This is a genomic window from Microbacterium sp. NPDC076768 (assembly GCF_040687205.1).
In the GTDB taxonomy this organism is placed as follows: Bacteria; Actinomycetota; Actinomycetes; order Actinomycetales; family Microbacteriaceae; genus Microbacterium.
In genome coordinates, this window is the sequence record NZ_JBFBMU010000002.1 from 600,529 (window position 1) to 624,801 (window position 24,273).

The 24,273-nt window shown below is 62.0% G+C and carries 22 protein-coding genes and 2 tRNA genes; 18 read left to right on the forward strand and 6 right to left on the reverse strand.

The features are described 5' to 3' along the window. Positions 1-54: 54 nt before the first annotated feature. From AB0O87_RS09280 to serA, 4 genes are all read left to right on the forward strand, one after another. On the forward strand, positions 55-717 hold the full coding sequence (locus AB0O87_RS09280; protein ID WP_363514544.1) for a GntR family transcriptional regulator: 663 nt from the start codon (positions 55-57) through the stop codon (positions 715-717). A 51-nt stretch (positions 718-768) separates the two neighbouring features. Then, positions 769-1,254: a hypothetical protein gene (locus AB0O87_RS09285; protein WP_363514547.1), complete on the forward strand. Its 486-nt coding sequence runs from the start codon at positions 769-771 to the stop codon at positions 1,252-1,254. Further along, positions 1,251-1,586, forward strand: a complete 336-nt coding sequence (locus AB0O87_RS09290) for a hypothetical protein (RefSeq protein WP_363514550.1) — start codon at positions 1,251-1,253, stop codon at positions 1,584-1,586. Before AB0O87_RS09285 ends, AB0O87_RS09290 begins: the two co-directional genes overlap by 4 nt. A 127-nt stretch (positions 1,587-1,713) precedes the next feature. Continuing rightward, positions 1,714-3,318: a phosphoglycerate dehydrogenase gene (gene serA, locus AB0O87_RS09295; protein WP_363514553.1), complete on the forward strand. Its 1,605-nt coding sequence runs from the start codon at positions 1,714-1,716 to the stop codon at positions 3,316-3,318. Between the two features lie 64 nt (positions 3,319-3,382). Here serA and AB0O87_RS09300 read toward each other — a convergent pair whose 3' ends face one another. Beyond that, positions 3,383-3,925: a TetR/AcrR family transcriptional regulator gene (locus AB0O87_RS09300; RefSeq protein WP_363514556.1), complete on the reverse strand. Its 543-nt coding sequence runs from the start codon at positions 3,923-3,925 to the stop codon at positions 3,383-3,385. Positions 3,926-4,019: 94 nt separating this feature from the next. Here AB0O87_RS09300 and AB0O87_RS09305 point away from each other — a divergent pair, with 94 nt between their 5' ends. The 12 genes from AB0O87_RS09305 (at position 4,020) to pepN (ending at position 17,895) form a co-directional block, all read left to right on the forward strand. Then, on the forward strand, positions 4,020-5,555 hold the full coding sequence (locus AB0O87_RS09305) for an MFS transporter (protein WP_363514559.1): 1,536 nt from the start codon (positions 4,020-4,022) through the stop codon (positions 5,553-5,555). Between the two features lie 81 nt (positions 5,556-5,636). Then, a complete protein-coding gene (locus tag AB0O87_RS09310; RefSeq protein WP_363514562.1) occupies positions 5,637-6,692 on the forward strand; it encodes a 3-isopropylmalate dehydrogenase in 1,056 nt (351 codons plus the stop codon). Positions 6,693-6,739: 47 nt separating this feature from the next. Continuing rightward, positions 6,740-7,840, forward strand: a complete 1,101-nt coding sequence (locus AB0O87_RS09315) for a branched-chain amino acid aminotransferase (RefSeq protein WP_363516180.1) — start codon at positions 6,740-6,742, stop codon at positions 7,838-7,840. 566 nt (positions 7,841-8,406) lie between these two features. Then, positions 8,407-9,024, forward strand: a complete 618-nt coding sequence (locus tag AB0O87_RS09320; protein WP_363514565.1) for a hypothetical protein — start codon at positions 8,407-8,409, stop codon at positions 9,022-9,024. 126 nt (positions 9,025-9,150) lie between these two features. Next, positions 9,151-9,927: a fumarylacetoacetate hydrolase family protein gene (locus AB0O87_RS09325; RefSeq protein WP_363514568.1), complete on the forward strand. Its 777-nt coding sequence runs from the start codon at positions 9,151-9,153 to the stop codon at positions 9,925-9,927. Then, a complete protein-coding gene (locus AB0O87_RS09330) occupies positions 9,924-11,183 on the forward strand; it encodes an MFS transporter (protein WP_363514571.1) in 1,260 nt (419 codons plus the stop codon). The genes AB0O87_RS09325 and AB0O87_RS09330 overlap by 4 nt, the downstream gene beginning before the upstream one ends. Beyond that, positions 11,180-11,944, forward strand: coding sequence for a class I SAM-dependent methyltransferase (locus tag AB0O87_RS09335; RefSeq protein ID WP_363514574.1), 765 nt, complete (start codon positions 11,180-11,182; stop codon positions 11,942-11,944). Before AB0O87_RS09330 ends, AB0O87_RS09335 begins: the two co-directional genes overlap by 4 nt. 53 nt (positions 11,945-11,997) lie before the next feature. Beyond that, entirely contained in the window at positions 11,998-13,503 is a 1,506-nt protein-coding gene (gene gltX, locus AB0O87_RS09340; protein WP_363514577.1) for a glutamate--tRNA ligase, read from the forward strand. 103 nt (positions 13,504-13,606) lie between these two features. Further along, positions 13,607-13,681 (forward strand) — tRNA-Gln (locus tag AB0O87_RS09345). 84 nt (positions 13,682-13,765) lie between these two features. Further along, the gene (locus AB0O87_RS09350; protein WP_363514580.1) at positions 13,766-14,260 is read left to right on the forward strand and encodes a hypothetical protein; all 495 of its coding nucleotides are present in this window, start codon (positions 13,766-13,768) and stop codon (positions 14,258-14,260) included. Between the two features lie 85 nt (positions 14,261-14,345). Continuing rightward, a complete protein-coding gene (locus AB0O87_RS09355; protein WP_363514583.1) occupies positions 14,346-15,359 on the forward strand; it encodes a DNA topoisomerase IB in 1,014 nt (337 codons plus the stop codon). A gap of 49 nt (positions 15,360-15,408) precedes the next feature. Further along, on the forward strand, positions 15,409-17,895 hold the full coding sequence (gene pepN / locus AB0O87_RS09360; protein WP_363514586.1) for an aminopeptidase N: 2,487 nt from the start codon (positions 15,409-15,411) through the stop codon (positions 17,893-17,895). On the opposite strand, the gene AB0O87_RS09365 is transcribed toward pepN, so the two are convergent. Beyond that, a complete protein-coding gene (locus AB0O87_RS09365; RefSeq protein WP_363514589.1) occupies positions 17,892-18,416 on the reverse strand; it encodes a GNAT family N-acetyltransferase in 525 nt (174 codons plus the stop codon). The genes pepN and AB0O87_RS09365 overlap by 4 nt on opposite strands. A 2-nt stretch (positions 18,417-18,418) precedes the next feature. Then, the gene (locus AB0O87_RS09370; RefSeq protein WP_363514592.1) at positions 18,419-19,057 is read right to left on the reverse strand and encodes an MBL fold metallo-hydrolase; all 639 of its coding nucleotides are present in this window, start codon (positions 19,055-19,057) and stop codon (positions 18,419-18,421) included. A gap of 150 nt (positions 19,058-19,207) precedes the next feature. Here AB0O87_RS09370 and AB0O87_RS09375 point away from each other — a divergent pair. After that, positions 19,208-19,280 (forward strand) — tRNA-Glu (locus tag AB0O87_RS09375). Positions 19,281-19,811: 531 nt separating this feature from the next. Here AB0O87_RS09375 and AB0O87_RS09380 read toward each other — a convergent pair. After that, positions 19,812-20,468, reverse strand: coding sequence for a hypothetical protein (locus AB0O87_RS09380; RefSeq protein WP_363514595.1), 657 nt, complete (start codon positions 20,466-20,468; stop codon positions 19,812-19,814). Between the two features lie 777 nt (positions 20,469-21,245). Here AB0O87_RS09380 and AB0O87_RS09385 point away from each other — a divergent pair. Further along, a complete protein-coding gene (locus AB0O87_RS09385; RefSeq protein ID WP_363514598.1) occupies positions 21,246-22,259 on the forward strand; it encodes a TerC/Alx family metal homeostasis membrane protein in 1,014 nt (337 codons plus the stop codon). On the opposite strand, the gene AB0O87_RS09390 is transcribed toward AB0O87_RS09385, so the two are convergent. Together AB0O87_RS09390 and AB0O87_RS09395 are read right to left on the reverse strand one after the other, a co-directional pair. Next, on the reverse strand, positions 22,245-22,979 hold the full coding sequence (locus AB0O87_RS09390; protein WP_363514601.1) for a response regulator: 735 nt from the start codon (positions 22,977-22,979) through the stop codon (positions 22,245-22,247). The genes AB0O87_RS09385 and AB0O87_RS09390 overlap by 15 nt on opposite strands. Beyond that, complete coding sequence (locus tag AB0O87_RS09395; protein WP_363514604.1) at positions 22,976-24,250, reverse strand: ATP-binding protein; 1,275 nt, start codon at positions 24,248-24,250, stop codon at positions 22,976-22,978. The genes AB0O87_RS09390 and AB0O87_RS09395 overlap by 4 nt, the downstream gene beginning before the upstream one ends. Positions 24,251-24,273: the final 23 nt, after the last annotated feature.

A 24,273-nucleotide genomic window follows, 5' to 3' on the forward strand; every position in this document is an offset into this window, starting at 1 on the left:
TAAAGATTGTCTGACAAGTGTACCGAAAGGGTCTTCCATAGATATGCTGGCGTCATGATCACGTCTTCAGGAGCTCCGCTTGGCGTGGTCGGTGTCGTGGATGCCGTCACCGCCCAGTTGCGCCTGCGGATTCTGAGTGGAGAGATGCCAGCGGGGGCGCCGGTGACAGAAGCGGCAGTAGCTCAGTCGTTCTCGGTTGCGCGACCGAGTGCGAAAGCAGCGATCGAACAGCTTGTCGCCTCCGGACTGCTTGTGCGAACGGCGCATCGCAGCGCACGCGTGGTAGACATCGATCCCGCGACCGTGCGAGATGTCTACCGCACGAGAACGCGTCTCGAGAGCGCTGCCCTGCGAGAGCTCGCAGCCACCAGAGAGGTTCCGCAGGCCGCGGTCGAAGCCAACGCCGAAATTCTTGCCATGCCGCCAGGACCGGACCAGGCAACTGTCGATCCTGATCTGCGCTTTCACACCGCCCTCATCGATGCGCTCGACAGTGAGCGGACTGGACGGATGTACCGCAGCGTTCTCGATGAGGTGCGGCTCTGCATGGCGCAGGTACAGGGGCGACGCCTGCTGGATGCTGCGGCCATCGCGGCGCAACACGAAGAGATTCTCGCAGCCGTCGCGTCGGGGGAGTCTGAGCACGCGGCACGCCTGCTAGAAGAGCATCTCTCGTCTGCCGAGCAAAGGCTCGTCGACGCTCTGCTCGTCCGCTGATACGGGACCGACGCTGCCTTCGCACAGTGCAGCGTGACCTACGCTGGAAATATGACGACCGACTCCGACGACGCTCTGAGCTGGGAAGGTGACGACGTCACTGAGCCGGCGCCTTCCCGCGATCTTCCCGGCGGTTGGAATGCCGTAGGCAAGGGCAGCGAAAACGTCAGCACTACTCAGGAACATGGCACTGCTGAAGTACACGGCGCGGTCGATGCCGTGCAGGCAGAAGAGCCAGAGGGACTCAGCACGCCGATGTTGCTGACACTCGGGGTCATCGGAGGCGTGTACTTCCTCTACACGGTCGGTTGGGTACTGGGTGGCCTGCGCCTGCAGCCTCTCGCTTCGTTTCTCGTTGACGACGCGATGTTCTTGCCCTGGTTCGTGCTGGCAATTGTTGCTCCCGCGTTGTGGTTCCTCGCGAGCATTGTTCTCACACGCGGGCGCGCCGCGTGGGTTCGCGTAGCCGTGTTGCTCGCAGGTGCGGTGCTTCTCGTTCCCTGGCCCTTCGTCACGGTGGGGGTGATCGGATCATGAGCACGGTAAAACCCACTCGCCAGGTCTCGGCGGGATCACCCCGCTGGCTGGTCGCACTCGTGATCGGGCTCGCAGGCTTGTTCTACTCGTATGCGGTCTGGAACGCTGTCGCCCATCTGGTCACGATGGCGCAGACGGGGCTCTCTGGGAGCGGATGGGCCACCCTTCTGTTCGGCGTTGTGTTTCCGGCGATTGTGTTTGCCTTCGCCTTCGTGATTGGGCGCCGACGCAGAGTCGGCGAACTCGCTCTCGTCTTTCTGGCAGGACTGGGTATCGTCGCGGTGTTCTGGATGAGTCTCATTGCGCTGAGCCTCACGATGCCGACCGCGTAAGTCGCGATCCACGTCACACGGAACGAACCTCGTCGAGTGCTCCGGTAGAGTTGACGCGATCGCGCCCCCATGGTGTGCGGCGCATCGGCCACTCCCGCCTGCCGCGCTGTACCGAAGGATTTTCACTGTGCCGAAGCCCGTCGTGCTTATCGCCGAAGTTCTCTCTCCTGCCACTATCGAGGCCCTTGGTCCCGATTTCGACGTTCGTGACGTCGACGGAACCGATCGCGAGGCGCTGTTCTCTGCGCTTGCCGATGCAGACGCCGTGCTGGTCCGCTCTGCGACCCGCATCGACGAAGAAGCGTTGAGTCACGCGCCGAAACTCAAGGTCGTTGCCCGTGCAGGAGTCGGCCTCGACAACGTCGACATCAAAGCAGCGACTGCGGCTGGCGTCATGGTCGTCAACGCACCAACGTCCAACATCGTCTCGGCTGCTGAGCTCACGGTTGGTCACATCCTCAGCCTCGCGCGTCGGATCCCGGCCGCGCACGCATCGCTCTCTGCCGGTGCATGGAAGCGGAGCTCGTTCACCGGAGCAGAGCTGTTCGAGAAGACGGTGGGTATCGTCGGGCTCGGACGTATCGGCGCGCTGGTGGCTGCCCGTCTCGCGGCGTTCGACATGCGCGTCGTTGCCTACGACCCTTACGTCACTTCTGCCCGTGCGCAGCAGCTCGGCGTGCAGTTGCTGTCGCTGGAAGAGCTCGTCGCCGAATCTGACTTCCTGACCATTCACATGCCGAAGACGCCGGAGACGACCGGCATGATCGGTGCGGAGCAGTTCAAGGCGATGAAGCACACCGCATTCGTCGTCAACGTCGCGCGCGGTGGCTTGATCGACGAAGAGGCGCTTTACGCAGCGCTTGTCGCCGGCGAAATCGCGGGGGCCGGGCTCGATGTCTTCACTTCGGAGCCACCGGCAGAGGGTGGCACGGCTCGTCCGCTGCTCGACCTCCCGAACGTCGTGGTTACCCCGCACCTTGGTGCCAGCACCGAAGAAGCGCAGGAGAAGGCAGGCGTATCCGTTGCACGCTCGGTCCGTCTCGCGCTTGGTGGCGACCTGGTGCCCGACGCCGTCAACGTCGCGGGTGGCGTTATTCACCCATACGTGCGCCCCGGAATCTCGCTCGTCGAGAAGCTCGGACAGATTTTTGCCTCGCTTGCTGCCTCGCCGCTGACGAGTCTCGATGTCGAAGTTCATGGTGAGCTCAACGAGTACGACGTGAGCGTGCTGAAGCTGGCGGCGCTCAAGGGTGTCTTCACAAACATCGTGAGCGAGAGCGTCTCCTACGTCAACGCTCCGTTGCTTGCCGATCAGCGCGGTATCGCCGTGCGCCTGCTCAAAGACGATGTCAGCGACGAGTACCGCAACGTGATCACTCTTTCCGGTGCGCTCTCCGACGGCTCACAGCTTTCGGTTTCTGGCACATTGACCGGCCCGAAGCAGATCGAGAAGTTGGTCGGCATCAACGATCACACTCTTGAGCTTCCGATCGAAAAGCACCACGTCATGATGCTTTACACCGACCGCCCCGGCATCGTGGCCGTCTATGGCCAGAAGTTTGGCGAAGCGGGGATCAACATTGCCGGCATGCAGATCGCACGCCAGGCTGCCGGCGCGCAGGCGCTGAGCGTGCTGACGCTGGATTCGCCGGTTTCCGACGAGCTGCTGGTCGATGTCAGCAATGCGATCGACGCAGACCTGTTCCGCCAGATTGAGATCACCGAGATCTGATCGGCTGAGACAACGAAAGAGGCCGGAAGCAATGCGCTTCCGGCCTCTTTTTTGCTGAAACGTCCTACGCGGTGGCGGTGAGGACCAACTTGATCAGCGCTGAAAGTTCTTCGCTGCGGGGGACCATGCGATCCGGTCCATGCACGTCGAGTGAGTTGTTGAAGTAGAGGCCGTCGCTGACGAGCATGACCAGGTCGAGGCTTGCAGTGTCGCGCACATGGGGGCGGATCGTCTCCGCCCACCGGTGCCGTGTGTCTCTCAACATCTCGGCCGCGGGGATTGATCCTCCCTGCGCCAAGCGTGTGGTGGCGATGAGGACGCGGTCGAGGGCATCATCTTCCATCACGGAGGTACGCACGTAATAGGCGACGGGGCCTTCCGATGCCGACGTCATCCGCTCAAGGTCGAGGGTCGTCAGCTGTTTCAGGCGCTCGAGCAGTCCAGCCTCCAGCTCGTCCTTGGAGCCGAAGTGGTACAGCAGGCCTCCTTTAGAGACGCCTGCGGCTTTGGCTGTCGCGTCGAGTGTGGCTGTTCGTTCGCCGTCGGCGACGAGAATCGCCTCGAAAGCATCGAGCACTTTCTCGCGGGCGAGGGGAGGGCGGGGCATCGGGGATCCTCTACGCAGCTGTGGACGGGAACTCTGTTACTATACCATCTGGACGGTTCACTAACCGCTCCACCCTGTTCTTGAGAGGTGTTCCATGACCCGTACTGCGTCGATTCCGACGGCAGAGACGGATGCTCCCCGCGTGGGAGCCCGCGGTTGGGCGGCACTTGTCGTCCTGATGCTCCCGGTGTTGTTGGTGTCGGTAGACAACACAGTGCTGAGCTTCGCGTTGCCAGAGATCTCTATCGCGCTCGCTCCCACGGGTGCAGAACAACTGTGGATCATTGATGTGTACCCGCTGGTGCTCGCGGGGCTGCTGGTAACCATGGGCACTTTGGGTGATCGCTTCGGTCGCCGCAAGATGCTCCTGATCGGCGCCGTCGGTTTTGCCGCTGTCTCCGCTCTTGCCGCGTTCGCTCCGACGGCTGGCCTCTTGATCGCCGCCCGTGCGCTCCTCGGTTTCTTTGGCGCGATGCTGATGCCGTCAACGCTTTCGCTTCTGCGTTCCATCTTCCAGAACCGCGATCAGCGGCGCATGGCTATCGCCGTATGGGCTTCAGCATTTTCTGCCGGTTCAGCACTTGGCCCCATCGTCGGGGGGTTTCTGCTGGAGCACTTCGCCTGGGGATCTGTTTTCCTCATTGCAGTTCCCGTGCTCATCCCGCTCCTGATCGCCGCACCGTTGCTCGTGCCAGAGAGCCGCGACCCTCACCCCGGTCGGATCGACCTGATCAGCATCGCGCTCTCGATGGCCACGATGATCCCGATCGTCTACGCGATCAAGTCGCTGGCAGTAGACGGGCTGAGCCTGTCGGCCGGTGGCTGGGCCCTGCTCGGGTTTGGCATGGGGTATCTGTTCGTGCGTCGTCAGCTCCGCTCCAAAACACCGATGCTCGACATGAAGTTGTTCCGTCGAGGCTCGTTCTCTGGGGCGATTCTGGTGAATCTGCTCAGCGTCGTCGCGCTTGTGGGATTCCTGTACTTCGTCTCACAGCACCTGCAGCTGGTGCTTGGCCTTTCTCCGATGAACGCTGGCCTTGCGCTGGTGCCTGGCATGGTCGCGATGATTATCGCTGGGCTCTCCGTCGTACCGGTTTCTCGGCGCGTCCCACCGCATATTGTCGTGCCAGCTGCGCTGGCATTCTCCGTCGTCGGGTATCTGATCGTGGCGTTCACCACCGATGCACACGGCGTGCTCCCGCTCGTCATTGCGTTCGTGGTGCTGGGTATCGGAATCGGTGCGGCTGAGACCATCTCCAACGAGTTGATTCTCTCGAGCGCCCCTGCCGCGAAGGCCGGTGCGGCGAGTGCCGTGTCAGAGACCGCATACGAATTGGGCGCCGTGCTCGGCACCGCGGTCTTGGGCGGCATTATCACGGCGTTCTATCGCGGCGCGCTGGTGCTCCCGGATGGGCTACCGGCCGACGTCGCGAACGCCGCGGAGGAGACCCTCGCCGGCGCCTACACAGCGGCCCAGACGCTGCCGACCCAACTCGGCGACGCTTTGTGGGAGGCAGCGGCTACTGCTTTTGATTCTGGCGTGATGGTCACCTCGTTGATCGGAGCAGGCCTCGTTCTGGCGGCTGGAATCATCGCAGCCGTCACACTGCGCAAGGCCCCATCGCACTGACCAGTACGCTGGGAGAACCTGCGGGCGCGGCCGAGCGGCGGTTCCGACAGGTCCATCCCAGAGCAGTGCGCAAGGAGTGTCATGTCGCGTGTCGTGAAGCTGGCCGTCATCCCCGGTGACGGCATTGGTCCCGAGGTTGTCGCCGAGGCAGAGAAGGTGCTCGACGCCGTCACTGCCCAGAGTGGTGTGACCTTTGAGAAGAATCGTTTCTCGCTGGGAGCCGGCCGCTTTTTGGAGACCGGAGACACTCTCACTGACGACGACCTTGCCGCGATCACCGAAAACGACGCGATTCTGCTGGGCGCTGTCGGAGGAACCCCAGGGGACCCTCGTCTCAAAGACGCCAACATTGAGCGGGGCTTGCTGTTGAAGCTACGCTTCACGCTCGATCACTACGTGAACCTTCGCCCCTCCAAGCTGTTTGTCGGAGCGTCTGGGCCGCTGTCTGATCCTGGCGAGATCGACTTTGTGGTCGTTCGCGAAGGCACAGAGGGTCCGTATGTAGGCAACGGCGGAGCGATTCGCCAGGGAACCCCGCAGGAAGTGGCCAACGAAACGTCGGTCAACACGGCCTTCGGCGTCGAGCGAGTCGTGCGATACGCCTTCGAGCTCGCAGAGCGCCGCCGCAACAAGCTCACTCTCGTACACAAGACCAACGTGCTCGTGCACGCGGGGGCGATCTGGCAGCGGATCGTGAACCAGGTGTCGGCGGAGCACCCAGACGTCGCGGTCGACTACCTGCACGTTGATGCAGCGACAATCTTCCTCGTGACTGACCCTGCACGTTTCGACGTGATCGTGACCGACAACCTGTTCGGCGACATCCTGACTGATCTCGCCGGAGCAGTCACTGGTGGCATCGGGCTGGCGGCTTCCGGAAACATCAACCCTGACGGTGCCTTCCCCTCGATGTTCGAGCCAGTGCACGGTTCGGCTCCCGACATCGCGGGACAGCAGAAGGCTGACCCCACCGCCGCGATTCTCTCGGTGGCGTTGCTGCTCGATCACCTCGGTCTCGCGGCGGAGTCCGCCCGCGTAAGTGCTGCCGTTGAGGCAGACATCGCTGCCCGCAGTACGGCCAGAACGACGGCAGAGATCGGCTCTGCAATCACCGCGCGTCTCGCCCAGCAGGCGTAGGCTGAGACGGCGCGAAGTTGCGTAAAGAACGAGGAATGGAAGACGAGATGACGACCATCGATACCGAAGAGACCGTGGCTCCACTGGGGTTCCTCGTCATGAAGAATCTTCAGGCGGCTTCGCCTGAGAAGCTCGCAGAAGCTCTGGAGAATCCGGGTTTCGGTGTGGTCTTTACCGATCACATGGTCGATATCTGCTGGTCGGTCAAGGGCGGATGGCACCGTCCGCGCGTGCAGCCGTACGGTCCGATTCCGCTGGACCCCGCCGCGTCGGTATTGCACTACGCGCAGGAGATTTTCGAGGGCATCAAGGCATACCGTCACGCCGACGGCTCGATTCACACCTTCCGTCCTGACCGCAACGCCGCTCGTATGCAGGCAAGCGCCCGTCGAATGTCACTGCCGGAGCTTCCCGCGGAGTACTTCATCCAGTCTCTGCGCGAGATCATCGCGGTCGATGGGCGTTGGGTTCCCAGTGGGGAAGACCAGAGCCTGTACTTGCGGCCGTTTATGTTCGCCAAAGAGGCCTTCCTCGGTGTGCGTGCCGCGCAGAAGGTCGCGTACTACGTGATTGCGAGCCCGGCCGGAGCCTACTTCTCCGGGGGAGTGAAGCCTGTACGCATTTGGCTTTCCGAGGAGTACTCGCGCGCAGGCAAGGGCGGCACGGGCAAGGCCAAGACCGGTGGCAACTACGCGTCCAGCTTGCTTGCCCAGAGTGAGGCAACTGCGAAGGGTTGCGATCAGGTTGTGTTCCTCAACGAAGAACGCAATGTCGAAGAGCTCGGCGGCATGAACGTGGTGTTCGTGTACAAAGACGGACGCATCGTGACTCCGGAGTCCGACAGCATTCTCGAGGGCATCACGCGCGATTCGATTCTGCAGCTCGCAGAAGACCGAGGCTACAAAGTCGAGAAGCGCCCGATTTCGATCGACGAGTGGCGTGAGGGCGTCGCTTCTGGCGACATCGTTGAGGTGTTCGCTTGCGGCACTGCCGCCGTGGTCACCCCGATCGGCTCCTTGGTTGGTGAGGGCTTCGAGGAGCCGCAGCCGCTCGGCGAGCTTGCTCTTTCGCTCCGCGAGGAACTCACCGACATCCAGTACGGCCGTCGTGAAGACAAGCACAACTGGCTCCTCCGCCTAGACGCCTGACCCTCTTCGCCGAGACCCCGCTTTCCCGCCGAGACCCCGGCCTCCCTGCGTTGGGAGGCCGGGGTCTCGACGCTTAACCGGGGTGTCGGAGACTGGCAGTTTTCCTACACATTCATCTTCACGAGATGGTGGTTGTGGGTGGAGGCGTGGATGGAGGGGTGGGGGGCGTGGGACGGGGTGGGATGGGGCAAGAATGATGGATGCCACGTCGAATCGATCTTGCTCAGGCCGCGAACATGCTTCAGTCACGGGAAGATCTTCTTCGAGAAGGATCGCCGGAGCGATCATTGAGGGATGCCGTTGATCGAGGTGCATTGCGGCGCGTCCACCGGGGATCCTACGTTGACGGCCCAGCGTGGGAGGATCTGTGGACGGAGGGCAAACATCTCGTGCGTCTGCTTGCTGTTCGCCGGGTGACCCCTGGCGATGGACCCGTCTTCTCTCATCTCTCCGCCGCGGCTCTTTGGGGATTACCGTTAGTTGGGCCAGTCCCGGATACGGATGTTCACACGGTTATTCGCGGCAGACGGCACACCCGAACAGAAGCCGGCGTAGTGCGCCACGGTATGGCACTCAGCGCGGACGACATCGTGATCCGGCACGGGATGCTCTGCACCTCGCTCGTGCGCACGGTTTTCGACCTCGCACGAACCTTGCGAGCTGAGGCAGCAATTGCTGCGGGGGATTCTGCGCTTCGTCTGGTTTCGGTGAGTGGATACCGCGTCGATCTTGACGCTGTTCTGGCCTGGCGCCAAGAAATCGCGAAGCGGTGCAGACCCGGGCTGCGTGGTGTGCGGCGCGCACGCTGGGTGGGTGAGTTTGCAGACGGCCGCGCGCAGCTACCAGGAGAGAGCGTGAGCAGGCTTCAATTACACAGGCTGGGCTTCCGAGACGTCGATCTCCAGGTGCCGATCGATGGCGCTGCGGGGGCCCGATACTACGCAGATTTCGGATTTCGTCGTTCCCGCGCCTTTGGTGAGTTCGACGGAGAGGGCAAGTACCTCGATGCGGAGCTGCGAGAGACGCCGACTCCGGCCGACGCGGTGCTTGCGGAGAAGCGTAGAGAAGACGACATCCGTGGTGTCACCGGCTGGCGAGTCGTGCGATGGGGCACCGCTCACATCCGCACGGCTGGCGATCTCGGCGCACGCCTAGCCGCGTTCGGCATCCACCCTCCAGGCTGAATCTGATGCCGACGCCCCGGGTTCGCGGCGAGACCCCGGGGCATCTCCGTCGTTTAGCCGGGGCCTGAACTGCACCCCGGGGTCTCGGCCATGTGGGTCGGGGGAGGTGGGAAGTAGGGTGGAGGGATGAAGATTGCGCGGTTCAGCCACGACGAAGCCATCACGTACGGAATCATCGACGAGCGCGAGCTCGTGGTGCTCGCGGGAGATCCGATGTTCACCGGCTACGAGCCGACGGGGACCAGGGTTCCGTTGGCGGATGCAGCACTTCTCGCACCCGTGATTCCGAGGTCGAAAGTCGTGTGCGTCGGCAAGAACTACCACGATCATGCCGCTGAAATGGGTGGAGTCGCCCCGGAGGAGCCGCTTCTCTTTTTGAAGCCAAACACCTCAGTCATCGGTCCAGGCGACGCGATCGTGCGGCCAACGCTCTCCGAGCGCACCGAGTACGAGGGCGAGCTCGTTGTCGTCATCGGCAAGATCGCCAAGAACGTCAAGGCAGAAAACGCCCTGGACTACGTGCTCGGCTACACGATTGGCAACGACGTCACGGCACGTGACCTGCAGCGCAAAGACGGCCAGTGGTCGCGTGCGAAAGGCTTCGATACCTTCTGCCCGCTCGGCCCCGTGATCGAAACCGACTTTGACCCCGCCACCGCGACCATCGAGACGCGAGTAAACGGTGAGGTGCGCCAGCATGCACCGCTCACGGACATGATTCACTCGGTGCCGGCGATCATCGAATACGCCTCCGCCGTGTTCACCCTGCTGCCGGGCGATGTCATCATGACCGGAACGCCTGCTGGGGTGGGAACGTTCGATGCGGGCGACATTGTTGAGGTCGAGATCACTGGCCTGGGTATTCTGCGCAACTCTGTGCGCGACGCCGTTCCTATGCCATGACGAATGGTGCCCTGACTGCGGAGCAGCAGGGGAGGGTGCAGCGACGCACCGTTCTGGTGCTGTCGACCGGACAGGTGCTGGGCGGTATCGCCTTCGGAGCGACGGTCTCGCTCGGAGCGCTGTTGGCGGCGGACATCTCGGGCAACGACGCGCTCTCCGGTCTCGCGACGGCGTCGGTAACACTGGGAGCCGCTGCTTGCGCCATCCCGCTGGCCCGTATGGCCGCTCGCGTTGGTCGTCGACGCGCGCTCACTCTGGGCAACCTGTTCGCGCTGGTCGGGATCGCTGTTGTGATCCTCGCCGCATCCCTCCGCGTGTTTCCGCTGCTGCTCGTCGGAATCCTCATGATCGGAGCCGGAAATGCGGGGAACCTGCAGTCGCGCTTCGCCGCTACAGACCTCGCCCTCCCGCAACATCGAGGGCGCGACCTCTCCATCGTCGTATGGTCGACCGCCATCGGTGGCGTCGCCGGACCACTGCTCCTCGGCCCGGGCGAGATCGTCGGGCAAGCGGTCGGGATGCCACCGCAGACCGGGTCCTATCTGTTTTCGTTCGTGGCGCAGTGCGCGGCGCTCGTGCTCTATGTTGTCGCGCTGCGGCCCGACCCTCTGCTAGCGGCGCAGCAGCTGGCGAAGGTGTCGTCCGCTACGACGGCAGTGAACGCGGATGACCGCCCGCAGGTCGCGCGCTATGCAATGTTTGCGATCGCCGGCTCACATGTGGTGATGGCCTCCGTGATGGCGATGACACCGGTGCACCTGTCCGGGATGGCGCATGGAGCGAACGGGATGGCTCCCACTCCGGCGGATGTCTCGGCGCTCGTCGGCATCACAATCGCTCTGCACGTGGGCGGCATGTACGCGCTTTCTCCCGTTTTCGGTGTGCTCGCTGACCGCTGGGGTCGACTCCGGACCGTCCTGCTCGGGCAGGCGCTCCTCGCGGCGGCACTGGTGTGTGCGATTTTCTGGAGTACAGAGGTGTGGGGAGTGATCGCGGCGCTCATTCTGTTGGGATTGGGCTGGAGCGCGGCAACGGTGGCTGGTGCAGCGCTGCTTACCGAAGCATCTGCCCCAGAACTGCGCACCCGCAGGCAGGGACGCAGTGACTCGCTGATGAGTTTGTCGGCTGCGGTCGGCGCCGTGCTCGCCGGTGTGGTTCTTGCGAACTTTCAATATTCAGGGCTGGGCATCGCAGCGCTGGCGCTTGTCGTCGTGATCGTGGCGTTTTCGCCGCGAGGACGCAGCGCCGCACGATGAAGCAGTGGGGTGGTGTGGGGGAGGCATACTCCGCCTCCTATGCCGCCCTCTGCGCAGGGACCTTCGCCGTCATGCGCAACGCGCTCGGCGATGCGCGCGGGCGCACCCTGCTTGATGTCGGCTCGGGTGACGGCACCCTCGCCGCGGCATGGGCAGCGTCGGGATGGAGCGTCACGGCCTGTGAACCGGAGGCGACGATGCGCACGGTTTCTCGTCGCAATCATCCAGAGGTGCGCGTGGTCGATGGGGGACTTCCCGATCTTGCTTTCGCCGATAAATCTTCGGATGTGGTTGTCGCCAACTTCGTGTTGAATCACGTCGACGATCCGCGCGAGTCAGCGGCAGAACTGCGCAGAGTCAGTTGCGACGCCGTCGTGGCAACGACCTGGACTCGGTCCCCATCGTGGTTCTGGGCAGAGATCGTCGAGCGCGCAGGTATCACCCCACAGGTCGGTACCCGGTTGCCCGCCGCCAAAGATTTCGAACGCACCACGCAAGGATTCGGTCAGCTGCTGACCGAGGCGGGATTGGACGGCGTGGTCGTTTCCGAGCGCCAGTGGGTGTGGGAAGCAACTGCAGCCGCGCTGTGGACGTCCGTTGAAGGCGGTGTCGCGGGAGCAGGCGCTCTCTACGGTGCTCTCGATTCCGTTGAACGGACGAAGTTTCGCGTCGCTTTCGAGGCCGTAGTGGAGGAGCGTTCACAGGGCGGATTGATTCCGTTGGAGCATCGAGCCGTGATCGCAGTGAGCACCTCTACCTGAGAGACGACTGCCCTTCCGCGCTGCGGCGGCAGTCCCCGTAGAATCGAAGGGCTATGGCTACCCCTCATCCCCTCACCACGACTGTTAGTGGTGCAGACGTCCGCGTCCGCTTCTGCCCATCACCGACCGGATTGCCGCACGTCGGCATGGTCCGTACGGCGCTCTACAACTGGGCGTATGCCCGCCACCACGGCGGCAAGATGGTGTTCCGCATCGAAGACACCGATGCTGCCAGGGATAGTGAGGAGAGCTTCCGTCAGCTCGTCGATGCGCTTACCTGGCTGAAGATCGACTGGGATGAGGGTGTCGAGGTCGGTGGCCCGCATGCCCCGTACCGCCAGTCGGAGCGTCATGACATTTACCGTGAGGTGATCGACAAGCTTCTTGCGACCGGCGCGCTCTATGAGAGCTACTCCACGGCAGAAGAAATTGATGCACGCAACGAGGCCAACGGCCGTGCGAAGCAGCTCGGCTACGACAACTTCGACCGCAACCTCACCGACGAGCAGAAGGCGGCGTTCCGCGCCGAGGGTCGTCAGCCAGCACTGCGGCTGCGCGTTCCGGATGAAGACGTCACCTACGTTGACCTCATTCGTGGCGAGGTCACGTTCCCTGCGGGGTCTTTCCCCGACTTCGTGGTCGTGCGTCCGAATGGTGTGCCGCTGTACACGTTCGTGAACCCGGTTGATGATGCGCTCATGGGGATCACCCACGTTCTGCGCGGCGAAGACCTGATGCCGTCGACTGCTCGTCAGCTTTCGCTCTACGCCGCACTGGTCGACGCGGGAGTGACGACATTTGTGCCGCGCTTTGCGCACATGCCGCTGGTGCTGGGGGAGACCGGCAATAAGAAGCTTTCGAAGCGTGACCCGCAGGCAGACCTGTTCCTGCACCGCGATCGCGGTTTCATTCCAGAGGGTCTGCTCAACTACCTGGCGCTGCTCGGGTGGTCAATCGGTCCTGACCGCGACATTTTCTCGCTCGATGAGTTTGTCGCTGCCTTCGACATCGAGAATGTGAACCCGAACCCTGCGCGCTTCGATCAGAAGAAGGCGGAGTCGATCAACGGCGACCACATTCGGATGCTGGGGGAGAAGGACTTCGCTGAACGGACGATTCCGTACCTCGCTGCAGCCGGCCTCTTCAACGAGCCGACCCATGAGCAGTTGGTGATGGCGTTCCGTGTCGCGCCGCTCGTGCAGGAGCGCGTCCAGCTCTTGGGCGATGTGCCAGGCATGGTCGGCTTCTTGTTCACCGACGATGTCTCCTACGACGCAGATGCGCTCAAGGGCTTGCCGGCGAACGCCGCAGAGGTGCTTGATGCGTGTGTGCTCGCCCTTGAGTCCGTCGACGACTTCGCGCCTGAGAAGGTTCAGGAGGTTCTGGCCACGGCGTTGGTAGAGAAGCTCGAGCTGAAGCCCCGTATTGCATACGGCCCGCCTCGCGTTGCGATCACCGGTCGCCGCGTCTCGCCGCCCCTGTTCGAGTCGATGGAACTGCTGGGCAAAGAAGAGTCACTGCGCCGGCTGCGTGCTCTCTCCGCGTTTCTCGCTCACTGAGTAGCCGCGCGACGCGCCCGAGCGGCGGCACACGCCATGGTTTTGGTGTTCTGCCGCCGCTCAGGTAAGCTTGACTCTCGGTGCGAGGTTCAGATTTCGCCCTTGGGGTATGGTGTAATTGGCAACACGGCGGTTTCTGGTACCGTTGTTCTTGGTTCGAGTCCAGGTACCCCAGCCACACAAAAACCCCCGCTCAGTCGGGGGTTTTGTCGTTCCAGCACGGAACTTCGTTGCGGGATGGCACACGCAATAAGCTCGCAGTATGGCTTTGGAGACACTCTTCCTCCGACTGGATCGAATCGCCGGCGGACGTCAGGCTGGCATCGCCATCAGCGAGGAAAATCGCACGCACCCCAAAACGTTGCGTGCTTTTACCTGGATCCGCTGGCTTCTGATCGCAGAGTTCGTGCTGGGCATCGGTGCTGTCGTGATCGCGTTGACGCTGGCGGTAGACGGCACGTCGGTGTCGCTCGCCGTGTGGATGCGCACCCTGGTGGTGCTGGCGATGACTGCCACGCTCTTCTACTTCTCATGGCGGGCGAGCAAAGGTTGGCGCTGGGCGTATCAGCGCTTGCGCCTCTTCGCGCAGATCTTTCCCGTGGTCACTCTCGTGATGGCCGCGATTCCCGGCCTCTACCCTGTCTGGATGGTCTCGGAGCAGATCATTTTTAGTCTGATCATGATCGGGATCGCCGACTTCCTCACGAGCGACCATATGCGTGGCGCCTTTGCGGCTCCTGTCGCCGACGTGAACTAGCACGGCGACGCGCGAGAAGCCACTCCCTTCCGCCGCGCCTGGGCTATCGGCATCCTCGATCGAGAGAGTTCGAGAGAGGACGACGATGGCACGATTGATTCGCGTGGTTCCGGGGGAGGACCCGGGGTTTCGCCGAGTGCGTTCCGGGTCTGGGTTTCGTTACGTTGATTCGGCAGGCGCGAAGGCACCAGAGCCCGACCGTGAGCGAATCAACGATCTGGTGATCCCGCCAGCATGGCAGGACGTGTGGATCGCTGCCGATCCACTGGCGCATATCCAAGCGGTGGGAACGGATGGAGCGAGTCGCAAACAGTACCTGTATCACCCGCTGTGGCGCGTTACCCGTGACCGTCGCAAGTTCGTGCGTGCGCTGGATCTCGCAGCCGCTCTGCCCAGTGCCAGGCGAAGCGTGACTCGAGCGCTTCGCGAAGAAGGTCAGACAAAGGATCGGGCCCTCGCCATCGCATTTCGGCTGTTAGACGATGCCGCGTTGCGCATCGGTTCGGAACGCTACCTGGCGCGGCATGGCAGTCGAGGTCTCACCACCCTCCGGCGTCGTGACGTGAAGGTGTCTGGGAGCGATGTCTCACTGTCGTTTCCTGCCAAGAGCGGACAAACCGCGGCGATTGAGATCTCTGACGAGTTGCTCGCCATTGCACTCACCGACTTTGCTGCGGGAAAATCCAGGGCTTTCTTGCTGTCTTACCGTCGTGGTCGTCGGCGGGTGCGCATTTCGCCTGCCGAGGTCAACAACTACCTGCGCCAGATCACAGGATCTTCCTTCACGGCGAAAGACTTTCGCACGTTGCACGGCACATTGATCGCCGCAGACGCACTCGCGCGTATTGGCGAGCTCGATCGCCGGGATCAGCGCAGTCGCGCAGAAAGGTTGGCGGTCCAGGCAGCAGCAACGGCGCTGGGAAACACCACAGCCGTTGCGAGAGGAAGCTACATCGATCCCCGCGTTTTCAGTCAGTACGCGCGTGGCCGCACCCTCGATCTGTCAGTGACTCCAGAAACGGCGATCCGTCGGCTCCTGGGTGGTCCGGAGATATCTCGGAAGTCCACGCGACGATCTGATAACAAACGAAGACGATAAGCAGGCATACACACCCACCCGCCTGCTGATGCAATGAAAGGATGGATGCATGAACAGCGCCAATCTGACTCGCGAGGAGACCGCTGCGCGGTCCACAACTGTCACCGTTCATCGCATTCGTGTGGAACTCGACCTCACCGGCGCACCTGAACGGGCCCGCACAGGCTTTCCCACCGTGACGACACTCGAATTCGATGCCACAGGTGCAGAGACGTGGCTCGACTTCATCGGTGAAGATGTGAGTCGTGTGATCGTCAACGGCGCGGAACAGAGCGTCGTTTACGACGGGGCACGAATCTCGCTGACGGGGCTCGCGCCGTCCAATGTCGTTCGAGTAGAGGCCGTCGGAGCCTATAGCCGTTCTGGTGAAGGACTCCACCGGTTCCACGACCCGGCTGATGACGCCACCTACCTCTACACGCAATACGAGCCCGCAGATTCGCGACGGGTGATGGCCTGTTTCGAGCAGCCAGATATGAAGGCCGAATACACCTTCGTCGTCGACGCGCCGACCGGGTGGCAGGTGCTCTCGAACCAGTCCGCAGCAAACGTCGATCTGGGCGTGGGAGTCCAGCGGGTGGAGTTCGCACCGACACTTCCTATCTCTAGCTACATCACCGCCATCGCGGCCGGCCCATACACTCGCGTCGACGGTGAATGGACGCGCGATGAACAGCACATCGCGTTGGGAGTGTTTGTGCGACGGTCCCTCGCTCCTCACCTTGACGCTGAGGAGGTGCTGGAAGTTACCGGACAGGGCCTCGACTTCTTCACCGATGCGTTTGCATATCCCTACCCCTGGGGAAAGTACGACCAGATCTTCGTGCCGGAGTACAACCTCGGAGCCATGGAGAACCCCGGACTGGTCACCTTCACCGAGTCGTATCTCTCACGTGGGGCCGCCACTGAAGCACAACGCGCCGCCCGGGCCAACACGATCCTGCATGAGATGGCGCACATGTGGTTTGGCGATCTCGTCACCATGACCTGGTGGGATGATCTGTGGCTGAAAGAGTCGTTTGCCGACTACATGGGCGCTCATGCGTCTGCCGTGGCAACGAAGTACCACGATGCGTGGGTCAAATTCGCGGCCAGTCGAAAGGCGTGGGCATATCAGCAGGACCAGCTTCCGACGACGCATCCGATCGTCGCCGACATTAAGGATCTTGAGGCGGCGAAGCTGAACTTCGACGGGATCACATACGCCAAGGGGGCCGCTGCCCTGAAACAGCTGGTCGCGTTCGTGGGGGATGACGCGTTCTTCGAAGGTGCGAGAAGGTACTTCGCGGCAAACGCGTTCGGCAACACAACCCTCGACGACTTCCTGGTGCAGTTGAGTGCCGTCTCAGGACGCGACATGAGCGATTGGTCGGCGGCGTGGCTCCAGACCTCGGGGGTCTCCACGCTGTGGACAGAGGATGACGATAAGGGCCACCGCGTTCTTCGCCAAACGGATCCCCGTCCGCATCGCCTCCGCATCGGTTTTTATGACCGCGTCGATGGTCGAGTCGTCAGGCGTGAGCAACGCGAGCTTGATGTAACCGATGAGCGGACCGAGCTCGATCTGCCAGAAGCCGACCTTGTGCTTCTCAACGACGACGACCTCACCTACGTCAAAGCCCGTCTGGATGCGCGATCGCTCGGCACAGTGGAGGAGTCACTTTCGGCGATCGATGACCCACTGGCGCGTGCGATCGTCTGGTCTTCGCTCTGGAACGCGACGAGAGACGGCGAGCTCGATCCGGTGCGCTACCTCGGAATCGTCCGAGCACATGCACCGGAAGAGTCGAACATTGGACTCCTCACGGGCGTTCTCGAGAACGCGATTTACACGATCACGCGCTTTGTCGCCAGCGAAAAGCGCAGCGAAGAACAGCAGCGCTGGACGGATGCAGTGTGGAGCGCTTTGCAAGCTGCCGAGCCTGGCAGCGACAGTCAGCTTTCGTGGGCTCGAGCTTTTGCCACGGCTTCTACCTTCGATGACTCGTTGCACTCGCAGGTGCGCGCCCTTCTTGACGGGGCGATTCCGGAGGGTCTCACGGTTGACCCCGACCTGCGGTGGCAGCTGCTGACGGCGCTCGTCGTCACGGGTCACGCTGAAGTTTCAGACATCGACGCCGAGCAAGAGCGCGACGATACCGGCGACGGGCGAACAGCGGCCAAGCGTGCTCGTTCTTCCCAGCCCGACGCAGGGGTGCGGCGTGCCGCGTGGGAATCTGCATGGACCGACGCCACGTTGAGTAACGACCATCTCAGCGCGGAGATCAGCGGTTTCCGTGCCGGCGGCAGGCGCGACCTGACATCCGGATTCGATCAGGAGTACTTCACCCGCATCTGGCCGGCATGGAACGACCGCAGTATCGAAATCGCGCGGCGGCTAGTGCTGGGGCTGTTTCCCGCCAGTGATTCGACGGATCTCGCGACAGCCTGGCTCAACGCAAACGAGGCGGCGCCTGCGGCGCTTCGTCGGCTCATCATCGAGCAGCGAGACCACCTCGAGCGCGAGCTTCGCGTGCGTAGCGCGCGGCAGGGTTAGGCGGACGCTACCTGCATGCCCATGACCGTGCGCACGATCCACGGATGCGCACGGTCATCGTCGATGTGGGTCATGCCGAGCTTTGCCGCCACCGCAAGCGATGCGGCGTTCTCCGGATGGATGATCGCCGTGAGGAGTGTTGGTGCCAGTTCCTGTGCGACAAGCTCGACGCATGCGCGAGCCGCTTCGGTGGCATAGCCGCGACGCTGTAGCTCGGGGCGGACGTGGTAACCCACCTCGAGCATCGGCACATCGTTCGCGGATTGCCAGGTCACCCCGCATTCACCGACGAACCCTCCATCGTGAGTTTCGATGATCCAGAGCCCGTGACCGTCTTCTTCGTACCGCTGTTGCATACGCGCAATCCATGCGGCGCTTTCTGCTCGCGTCTTCGGCGCAGGGTAGAACGCCATGACCTCGGGGTCGCCGATCAGATCGGCGATGAGGTCGAGGTCATCCATCGTCATTTCGCGGAACGACAGCCGCTCGGTCTGTGTGGGCAGAAGCCGCCGCGCCGACATGCTTACAGGTCGAGCTTGTCGCCGGGCTCCAGCAAGAAGAACTCGCCGCCGCCCTGTTCCGCTGCCCACTGCAGCCGCTCACGATGCATCTTCTTGCCGATCACCGAGAGCGTCATATCGTGTGTGCCGAAAGCACGGCGCGGGGCGACCGCCAGCACGAAGTCCATGGCCTCGCCGATTTTTAGCCAAGGGGCACCGAGCGGGGCGGCGAGGACGTCTACCTCGATGCCTTCCGGCACCGCGTAGGAGTCTCCGGGGTAGTAGAGCTCGTCATTGACGAGCACGCCGAGGTTTTCCATTGCCGGGAGTGACGAATGGATGACTTCGTGAGTGCCGCCGAAGAACTGCAGCGTGAATCCGTTGATCTCGATGGTTTCGCCGGCAGCCGCGATCGAGATCTCGTACCCGTCCGCTGCGCGCGCCACGCCTGCTGGTGCGTAGATGGGAGTTCCCGGGGCCGCACGAAGAATCCGATCCAGGTGCTCAGGGGTCCAATGGTCGGGGTGCTCGTGGGTAATCACGATTCCGACGAGGGCGCTGAGATCGTGCAGGGGAGCAGTGAAGGCCCCCGGATCGATGAGTAGAGTCTTCTCGTTCGCATCGAGGCGAAGTGTGGCATGTTCAAACTTGGTGACGCGCATGAGAAGAGTCAACCTCTTCCCCAGCCACACAGCAAACAAAATTCGTTCGCCACGCCCGGGGAACAAGCGCCGACGGCGTCGATTTTGCGCACTGAGAATCGTCGTGGCATACTTGAACGGTTGTCGCGCGACGGAAACGTTTCGCCAGACGGCCCCATCGTATAGCGGCCTAGTACGCTGCCCTCTCACGGCGGTAACGCGGGTTCGAATCCCGCTGGGGTCACACAACAGCAGAAAGCCTCCGGTTCTCCGGGGGCTTTCTTCGTTTCCCGCAGAATGTTGCGAGGTGCTACGGGGTTCTATGTGCCCGATCTGATCGGTGGGAGCGGCGATAGCACTGAAATGCTTCTAGTTATGCCGACTCCCCACCTTGACGAGCTCCGAACCGGACCACCGATCCGGTGATTTTCGACAGAGAGCCTCGCATTCCCGTGCCGACCGGCGAACCGCCGGAGGCGCTTCGTTTATGCCTGGCAGCGTCGCACGCAACAGATGATTCAGTCGCCATCATGCATGTCAGCTCGGTATCGCTACAAGGTGTCGCGTTTGTGACACACGGCTTGCCGCCGCATCGCAGACGCTCGTTACCGACTCACCAACATCCCTCGGGTTGCAGCCGACGAGAAAGCCGAAATGCGAGAGTTCCAAGAGCAGATTCAGAAAGTGCTCGCCATCGTTGAGACAGGCTTTTCGAGAGGGAGCAGACCCTGAGCGTATTGTTCGCGAGTTCCTTACCTACAACGAACAGGGCTGACTAGTCCCAGATTTCTATCTCGTTGGGATGGCCGAGCTCAATCTGCGTCACAACTTCCTCGTGGAGGTAAATGTTGCCAGAAGCGCAGATAGTTGAACTGGCAGGGATCGGCTCAAGCTGCCAATCGCCCCAGATCACGAAGGTGAACCTGTCCGCGGAGGGGTAGTCCAGACCAATGTTCACGAACACGCCGTAGTCGAGAACCCGGACGCTCTTCAGCGGACCGCAAACCCGTTGCCAGCTGCCCGCATGGCTACGTGCTTCATCCCAGCCGAGTCCACCGTCCGGCCAAGTCGGTTTAGGCGGCGCTACGGGCTCGTCTGAGCAAAGACCATCTTCCCGAAGCAGCCTGACCGGTTCATCACCAATCTCGGGATTTCTCCAGTGGTCGCAACTCTGCACACCCTGTTCAACGGTGTCGAGGACAATCTCAATGTAATCGGTATAAGCCTTGTATTCTGCAGGGCAACTCCGGTACATCGATTCAACTCGGTCAAGCAAATCTTGAGATGTGACACCTTGCCGCTCAAGTGCAAGAGCCCTCTCAAAGGTATGGCGACAATCCACTGAAGCGGAGGAGTTCGAGCTTGAGGTTGTTCCACCATAGGAGGAACAGCCTGCTGCTAAGAGGGGCACAACGAGAACTGCGGCAATCACTTTAGACCGGATTGAGTCTCGAACGTCTCCCATGTTTTCCCGCTCTCCGCCCTCTCAAGATACTTACAACTCTATTCAATTGGTCACCTCGACAGACTCCCTAACGAGAAGGCTCGATCGCTACCCCCGACCTGCATGCCGGTGATCCGAGTTGGCAACTCCAACCCGTGAACGGGCACCGAACCGAGATAGCAGGTCTGGCGCTCTGCAGCGAGCTGCACTGCGCTGTGCTCGATTCCGGAACGTGAGAAACGCTCCATCGCAGTAGCTCGCTAGATCGCCACATGCAAGTATCTGGTCTGGAACAGAAGCCGCTCCCGAGGTAAAGGGACGCTATCGCTGCGAACCCCGTCGGCGGGTGAGGGAAGAAACGTGCCCACCATGACCAGATCAAGCAAGGGGTGGACTACTTTCTGATCGCCAGCATCGAATCACCCGAGGTGGGGGTCGACCTGTGGACGCTGGTCTACAAGCAGGTGCGACTCACGACTCAAATTTTGACGTGAGAAAGCCGCCTCGTTGGGCAGCACCAGGCCGAGACGACACGAACTTTCTGGTCACACTTGACCCAATCGGGAGGCCCGGAAACACGGCGTCTCGGTTCAGACTGCCGTTGCGGCTCCGGTAGCATTGCCCGAGCGAGAGGGAGTATCCCAGTTCCGCGCGTAACGTCATCACGAGCATCGGCATTGCTGCTCCGGGCGCGCGACGCACATCTGTGTGGGGGAGAGACTTTCGATTTTTTCCGTACCCCTCCGCGAAAGGTGCAGTGCACCCTTGGAAATTCCCGTCTGGTTCGAGATCACCTCGATGGTCGTGCTCACGATCATTCTGATTGCCGATTTGTTGCTCATTCGGCTGCGCCCTCATATTCCCTCAACCAAGGAGTCCACTCTCTGGGTGGTTTTCTACGTGGGACTCGCGCTGCTGTTTGCTGTGCTTCTCGGCACAGTGAGCGGGTGGAGCAACGCGGGAGATTTCGTTACCGGCTGGGCGCTGGAATACAGCCTCTCGATTGACAACCTGTTCGTGTTCGTGCTGATCATGGCGCAGTTTGCGGTGCCTCGACGCTTGCAACAGCAGGTGCTGATGGTCGGGATCATCATCGCGCTCGTGCTTCGTGGACTCTTCATCCTGGTGGGCGTCACCATCGTGGAGAACTTCTCTCCCATCTTCTACATCTTCGGTGCGTTCCTGATCTGGACCGCGATCAAGCAGGCGATGCCGGACGGAGACCACGACGGCGAGGTGCAGCGCGAGAACTTCATCGTGCGCACGGTGCGCCGCCGCGTCGAGATCAGCGAGACCTACGACGGATCAAAGATCCGCACCACGGTTGATGGCACACGCATGTGGACGCCGATGATCATCGTGTTCATCACCATCGGTGTGACCGATCTGATTTTCGCCATCGACTCGATCCCGGCGATCTTCGAGATCACGACGAACGGCTTCTTGGTGTTCGCGGCGAACATCTTCGCGCTCATGGGACTGAGGCAGCTCTACTTCCTGCTCGGTGATTTGCTCGATCGTCTGCGCTACCTGCACTACGGCATCGCCGTCATCCTCGGATTCATCGGCATCAAGCTGATCCTGCACGCGCTGCACGTCAACGAACTGCCGTTCATCAATGGCGGCGAGAACGTGGAGTGGGTACCAGACATCAGCAACATGGTTTCACTGGGAGTGATTGTTGCCTCGATGACCATCGCCACCATTGCGAGCGTCATTGCTGCTTCACGAGACAAGCGTCTGGCGAAAAAGGCTGCGGAGAAGTCACCCCTTCGGTGAGGGCGTCAACCGATAAAGCACCTGTGGACGCCCCCGCTTCCCGTAGCGGTGCGACAGGTCGATGACGTTGGTCGACTCCAAGTAGTCCAGATATCTCCGAGCTGTTGCTCGGGAGATGGAGCATTTCTCGGCGACCTGTGTGGCCGATGACGGCGTGACTGGATCAAGGGCAGCAACAACACGCACAAGGGTGAGGTCCGCGAGCCCCTTGGGGAGACGCTTCGAGGGCTCCGCTGTGCTGGTCGTTGAGGAAGACCGCTGCACGCTGGCGCTGCCTGTGGCGAGTAGCCGATCGATCTCGCCCTGAGCGAGTGGAAGGTCTCGATAGCTCCGCTCGCGGTTGCGTCGTTGCAGTCGGTACGCTTCGAGGCGTTCCTGAAAAAGCTCCTGTGTGAAGGGCTTGATGAGGTACCCAGACACATGCGCGGCGAGCGCCTGACGCACGGTCACCTGATCACGAGAAGAGCTGATTACCAGCACATCAGGGCGCTCTGTCTCCAGGGTGCGGAAGCGGTGGAGGACTTCTACGCCACTGATGTCGGGGAGGCGCATGTCGAGCAGAACGAGGTCGACTCCCTGGCCGCACTGCGCAAGCGCCGATTCGCCTGTGCTCGCTGTGCCCACGAGTACGAATCCGGGGGTCGTTTCGACGAACCTGCTGTGCAGGAGTCGCGCTCCTGGGTCATCGTCTACGACAAGCACACGGACCGCATCGGTCACGATGTCACCGCCATTTCGAAAGTGAATCTGGCCCCACCCCAGGGTGATCTTGCCACTTCGATTGTGCCTCCGCGAGAGACAATCGTGCGGCGCACGAGGTCAAGTCCGATTCCTCTTCCGACGCCGGTGGGGTCTTGCTTTGACGAATGCCCTCGTTCGAACACCTGCTCTGAGTCGCGTGGATCAATCCCAGGACCGTCGTCTTCGACGGCGCCGATAACGCGTCCTTCACTGGTGCGCAGAATGCATCGGACGCGGGAAGCCCCGGCCTCACCAGCATTGCGGCACAGGTTCGCGAGCACGAGGACCATCGCTTCATCGGTCTCGATGTCTGGCTCAAAGTCAATCTCGAGGTGCACCCCGAGCACCGTGAGTTCTGAGCGAAGAGCGTCCATCGTCGCCCACAACAGCACCGGGCTCGAGAGGTCTCTGTCTTTCGTTGCGGTGAGCACAGGCACGATGCTGTCGACGTAGTGCAGCGCGTCTGCAGAGTCGCCGTGCGAGACAAGGCCATGAATGACGTGGAGGTGCGTGTTGAACTCGTGCGACTGCTCCCGGAGCGCGGCCGCGGTGCGCCGAAGGTTCTCGTGGGCAGCAGCTTCTCGGTCGAGACGTCGGAATCGTCTTTCCGTAGCCACTGCGAGCAGCGACCCGACGACGGTGGCCACGACGAGTGCTCCCAGAATCCATGGCACGAGGTTGCCGCTTGCCTCTTCTCTCTCGGCCGAGATGCTCGACTCCAAGACGCCGACGGCAACCATTCCAATCACCGTGCCGTGCTCGCTGCGCACCGGGACTTTGGCTCTGAGCGATGCCCCGGAGGCTCCCGTCTCCGTTCCGAGAAAATCTTCGCCAGCGAGAACGGACGCATTCGTTGTCGACACGATTACGCCGCGCTCCGACGCTCGCGGGTGCGTAATGCGCACGCCCTCGTCGTCGGTGATCACGACGTAAAAAACTCCGGCTGCGCGTTCTACGAGGTCGGCCAAAGGCTGGAGGGTCGTTGTTGCCTCGGAGAGGTCGACGGCGTTGGCCAACTCGTTCTCGGATCCCGCGTCTACGTTTTTCTCGAGAGTTTCCTGCACTTCGCTCAGTTCGGCGAGGCTCGCCGCGACGGACTGTACTCGCTCTGCTGTCATGGCGCGGATGCTCTGCGCTTGCACGGTCACAGCGATGCCCGCCGTCGCTGCGACAGAGGCAAGCACGATGAGGCTCGGGAGTATCAGCATCGTCAGCCGCACAGCGCGCGGCCTGAGCCTGATTCCCTCCATGGGCACCTCCTCGTGCCGAGCTC

Excerpts from the sequence above, each read along its gene's own strand:
- AB0O87_RS09285 (WP_363514547.1), top strand. The coding sequence starts at position 769 with ATGACGACCGACTCCGACGACGCTCTGAGCTGGGAAGGTGACGACGTC.
- AB0O87_RS09305 (WP_363514559.1), top strand. The coding sequence starts at position 4,020 with ATGACCCGTACTGCGTCGATTCCGACGGCAGAGACGGATGCTCCCCGC.
- AB0O87_RS09325 (WP_363514568.1), top strand. The coding sequence starts at position 9,151 with ATGAAGATTGCGCGGTTCAGCCACGACGAAGCCATCACGTACGGAATC.
- AB0O87_RS09350 (WP_363514580.1), top strand. The coding sequence starts at position 13,766 with ATGGCTTTGGAGACACTCTTCCTCCGACTGGATCGAATCGCCGGCGGA.
- AB0O87_RS09395 (WP_363514604.1), bottom strand. The coding sequence starts at position 24,250 with ATGGAGGGAATCAGGCTCAGGCCGCGCGCTGTGCGGCTGACGATGCTG.
- AB0O87_RS09365 (WP_363514589.1), bottom strand. The coding sequence starts at position 18,416 with ATGTCGGCGCGGCGGCTTCTGCCCACACAGACCGAGCGGCTGTCGTTC.
- gltX (WP_363514577.1), top strand. The coding sequence starts at position 11,998 with ATGGCTACCCCTCATCCCCTCACCACGACTGTTAGTGGTGCAGACGTC.
- AB0O87_RS09280 (WP_363514544.1), top strand. The coding sequence starts at position 55 with ATGATCACGTCTTCAGGAGCTCCGCTTGGCGTGGTCGGTGTCGTGGAT.
- AB0O87_RS09355 (WP_363514583.1), top strand. The coding sequence starts at position 14,346 with ATGGCACGATTGATTCGCGTGGTTCCGGGGGAGGACCCGGGGTTTCGC.
- AB0O87_RS09315 (WP_363516180.1), top strand. The coding sequence starts at position 6,740 with ATGACGACCATCGATACCGAAGAGACCGTGGCTCCACTGGGGTTCCTC.
- AB0O87_RS09335 (WP_363514574.1), top strand. The coding sequence starts at position 11,180 with ATGAAGCAGTGGGGTGGTGTGGGGGAGGCATACTCCGCCTCCTATGCC.
- AB0O87_RS09300 (WP_363514556.1), bottom strand. The coding sequence starts at position 3,925 with ATGCCCCGCCCTCCCCTCGCCCGCGAGAAAGTGCTCGATGCTTTCGAG.
- AB0O87_RS09320 (WP_363514565.1), top strand. The coding sequence starts at position 8,407 with ATGGCACTCAGCGCGGACGACATCGTGATCCGGCACGGGATGCTCTGC.
- pepN (WP_363514586.1), top strand. The coding sequence starts at position 15,409 with ATGAACAGCGCCAATCTGACTCGCGAGGAGACCGCTGCGCGGTCCACA.
- AB0O87_RS09290 (WP_363514550.1), top strand. The coding sequence starts at position 1,251 with ATGAGCACGGTAAAACCCACTCGCCAGGTCTCGGCGGGATCACCCCGC.
- AB0O87_RS09370 (WP_363514592.1), bottom strand. The coding sequence starts at position 19,057 with ATGCGCGTCACCAAGTTTGAACATGCCACACTTCGCCTCGATGCGAAC.
- AB0O87_RS09310 (WP_363514562.1), top strand. The coding sequence starts at position 5,637 with ATGTCGCGTGTCGTGAAGCTGGCCGTCATCCCCGGTGACGGCATTGGT.
- AB0O87_RS09330 (WP_363514571.1), top strand. The coding sequence starts at position 9,924 with ATGACGAATGGTGCCCTGACTGCGGAGCAGCAGGGGAGGGTGCAGCGA.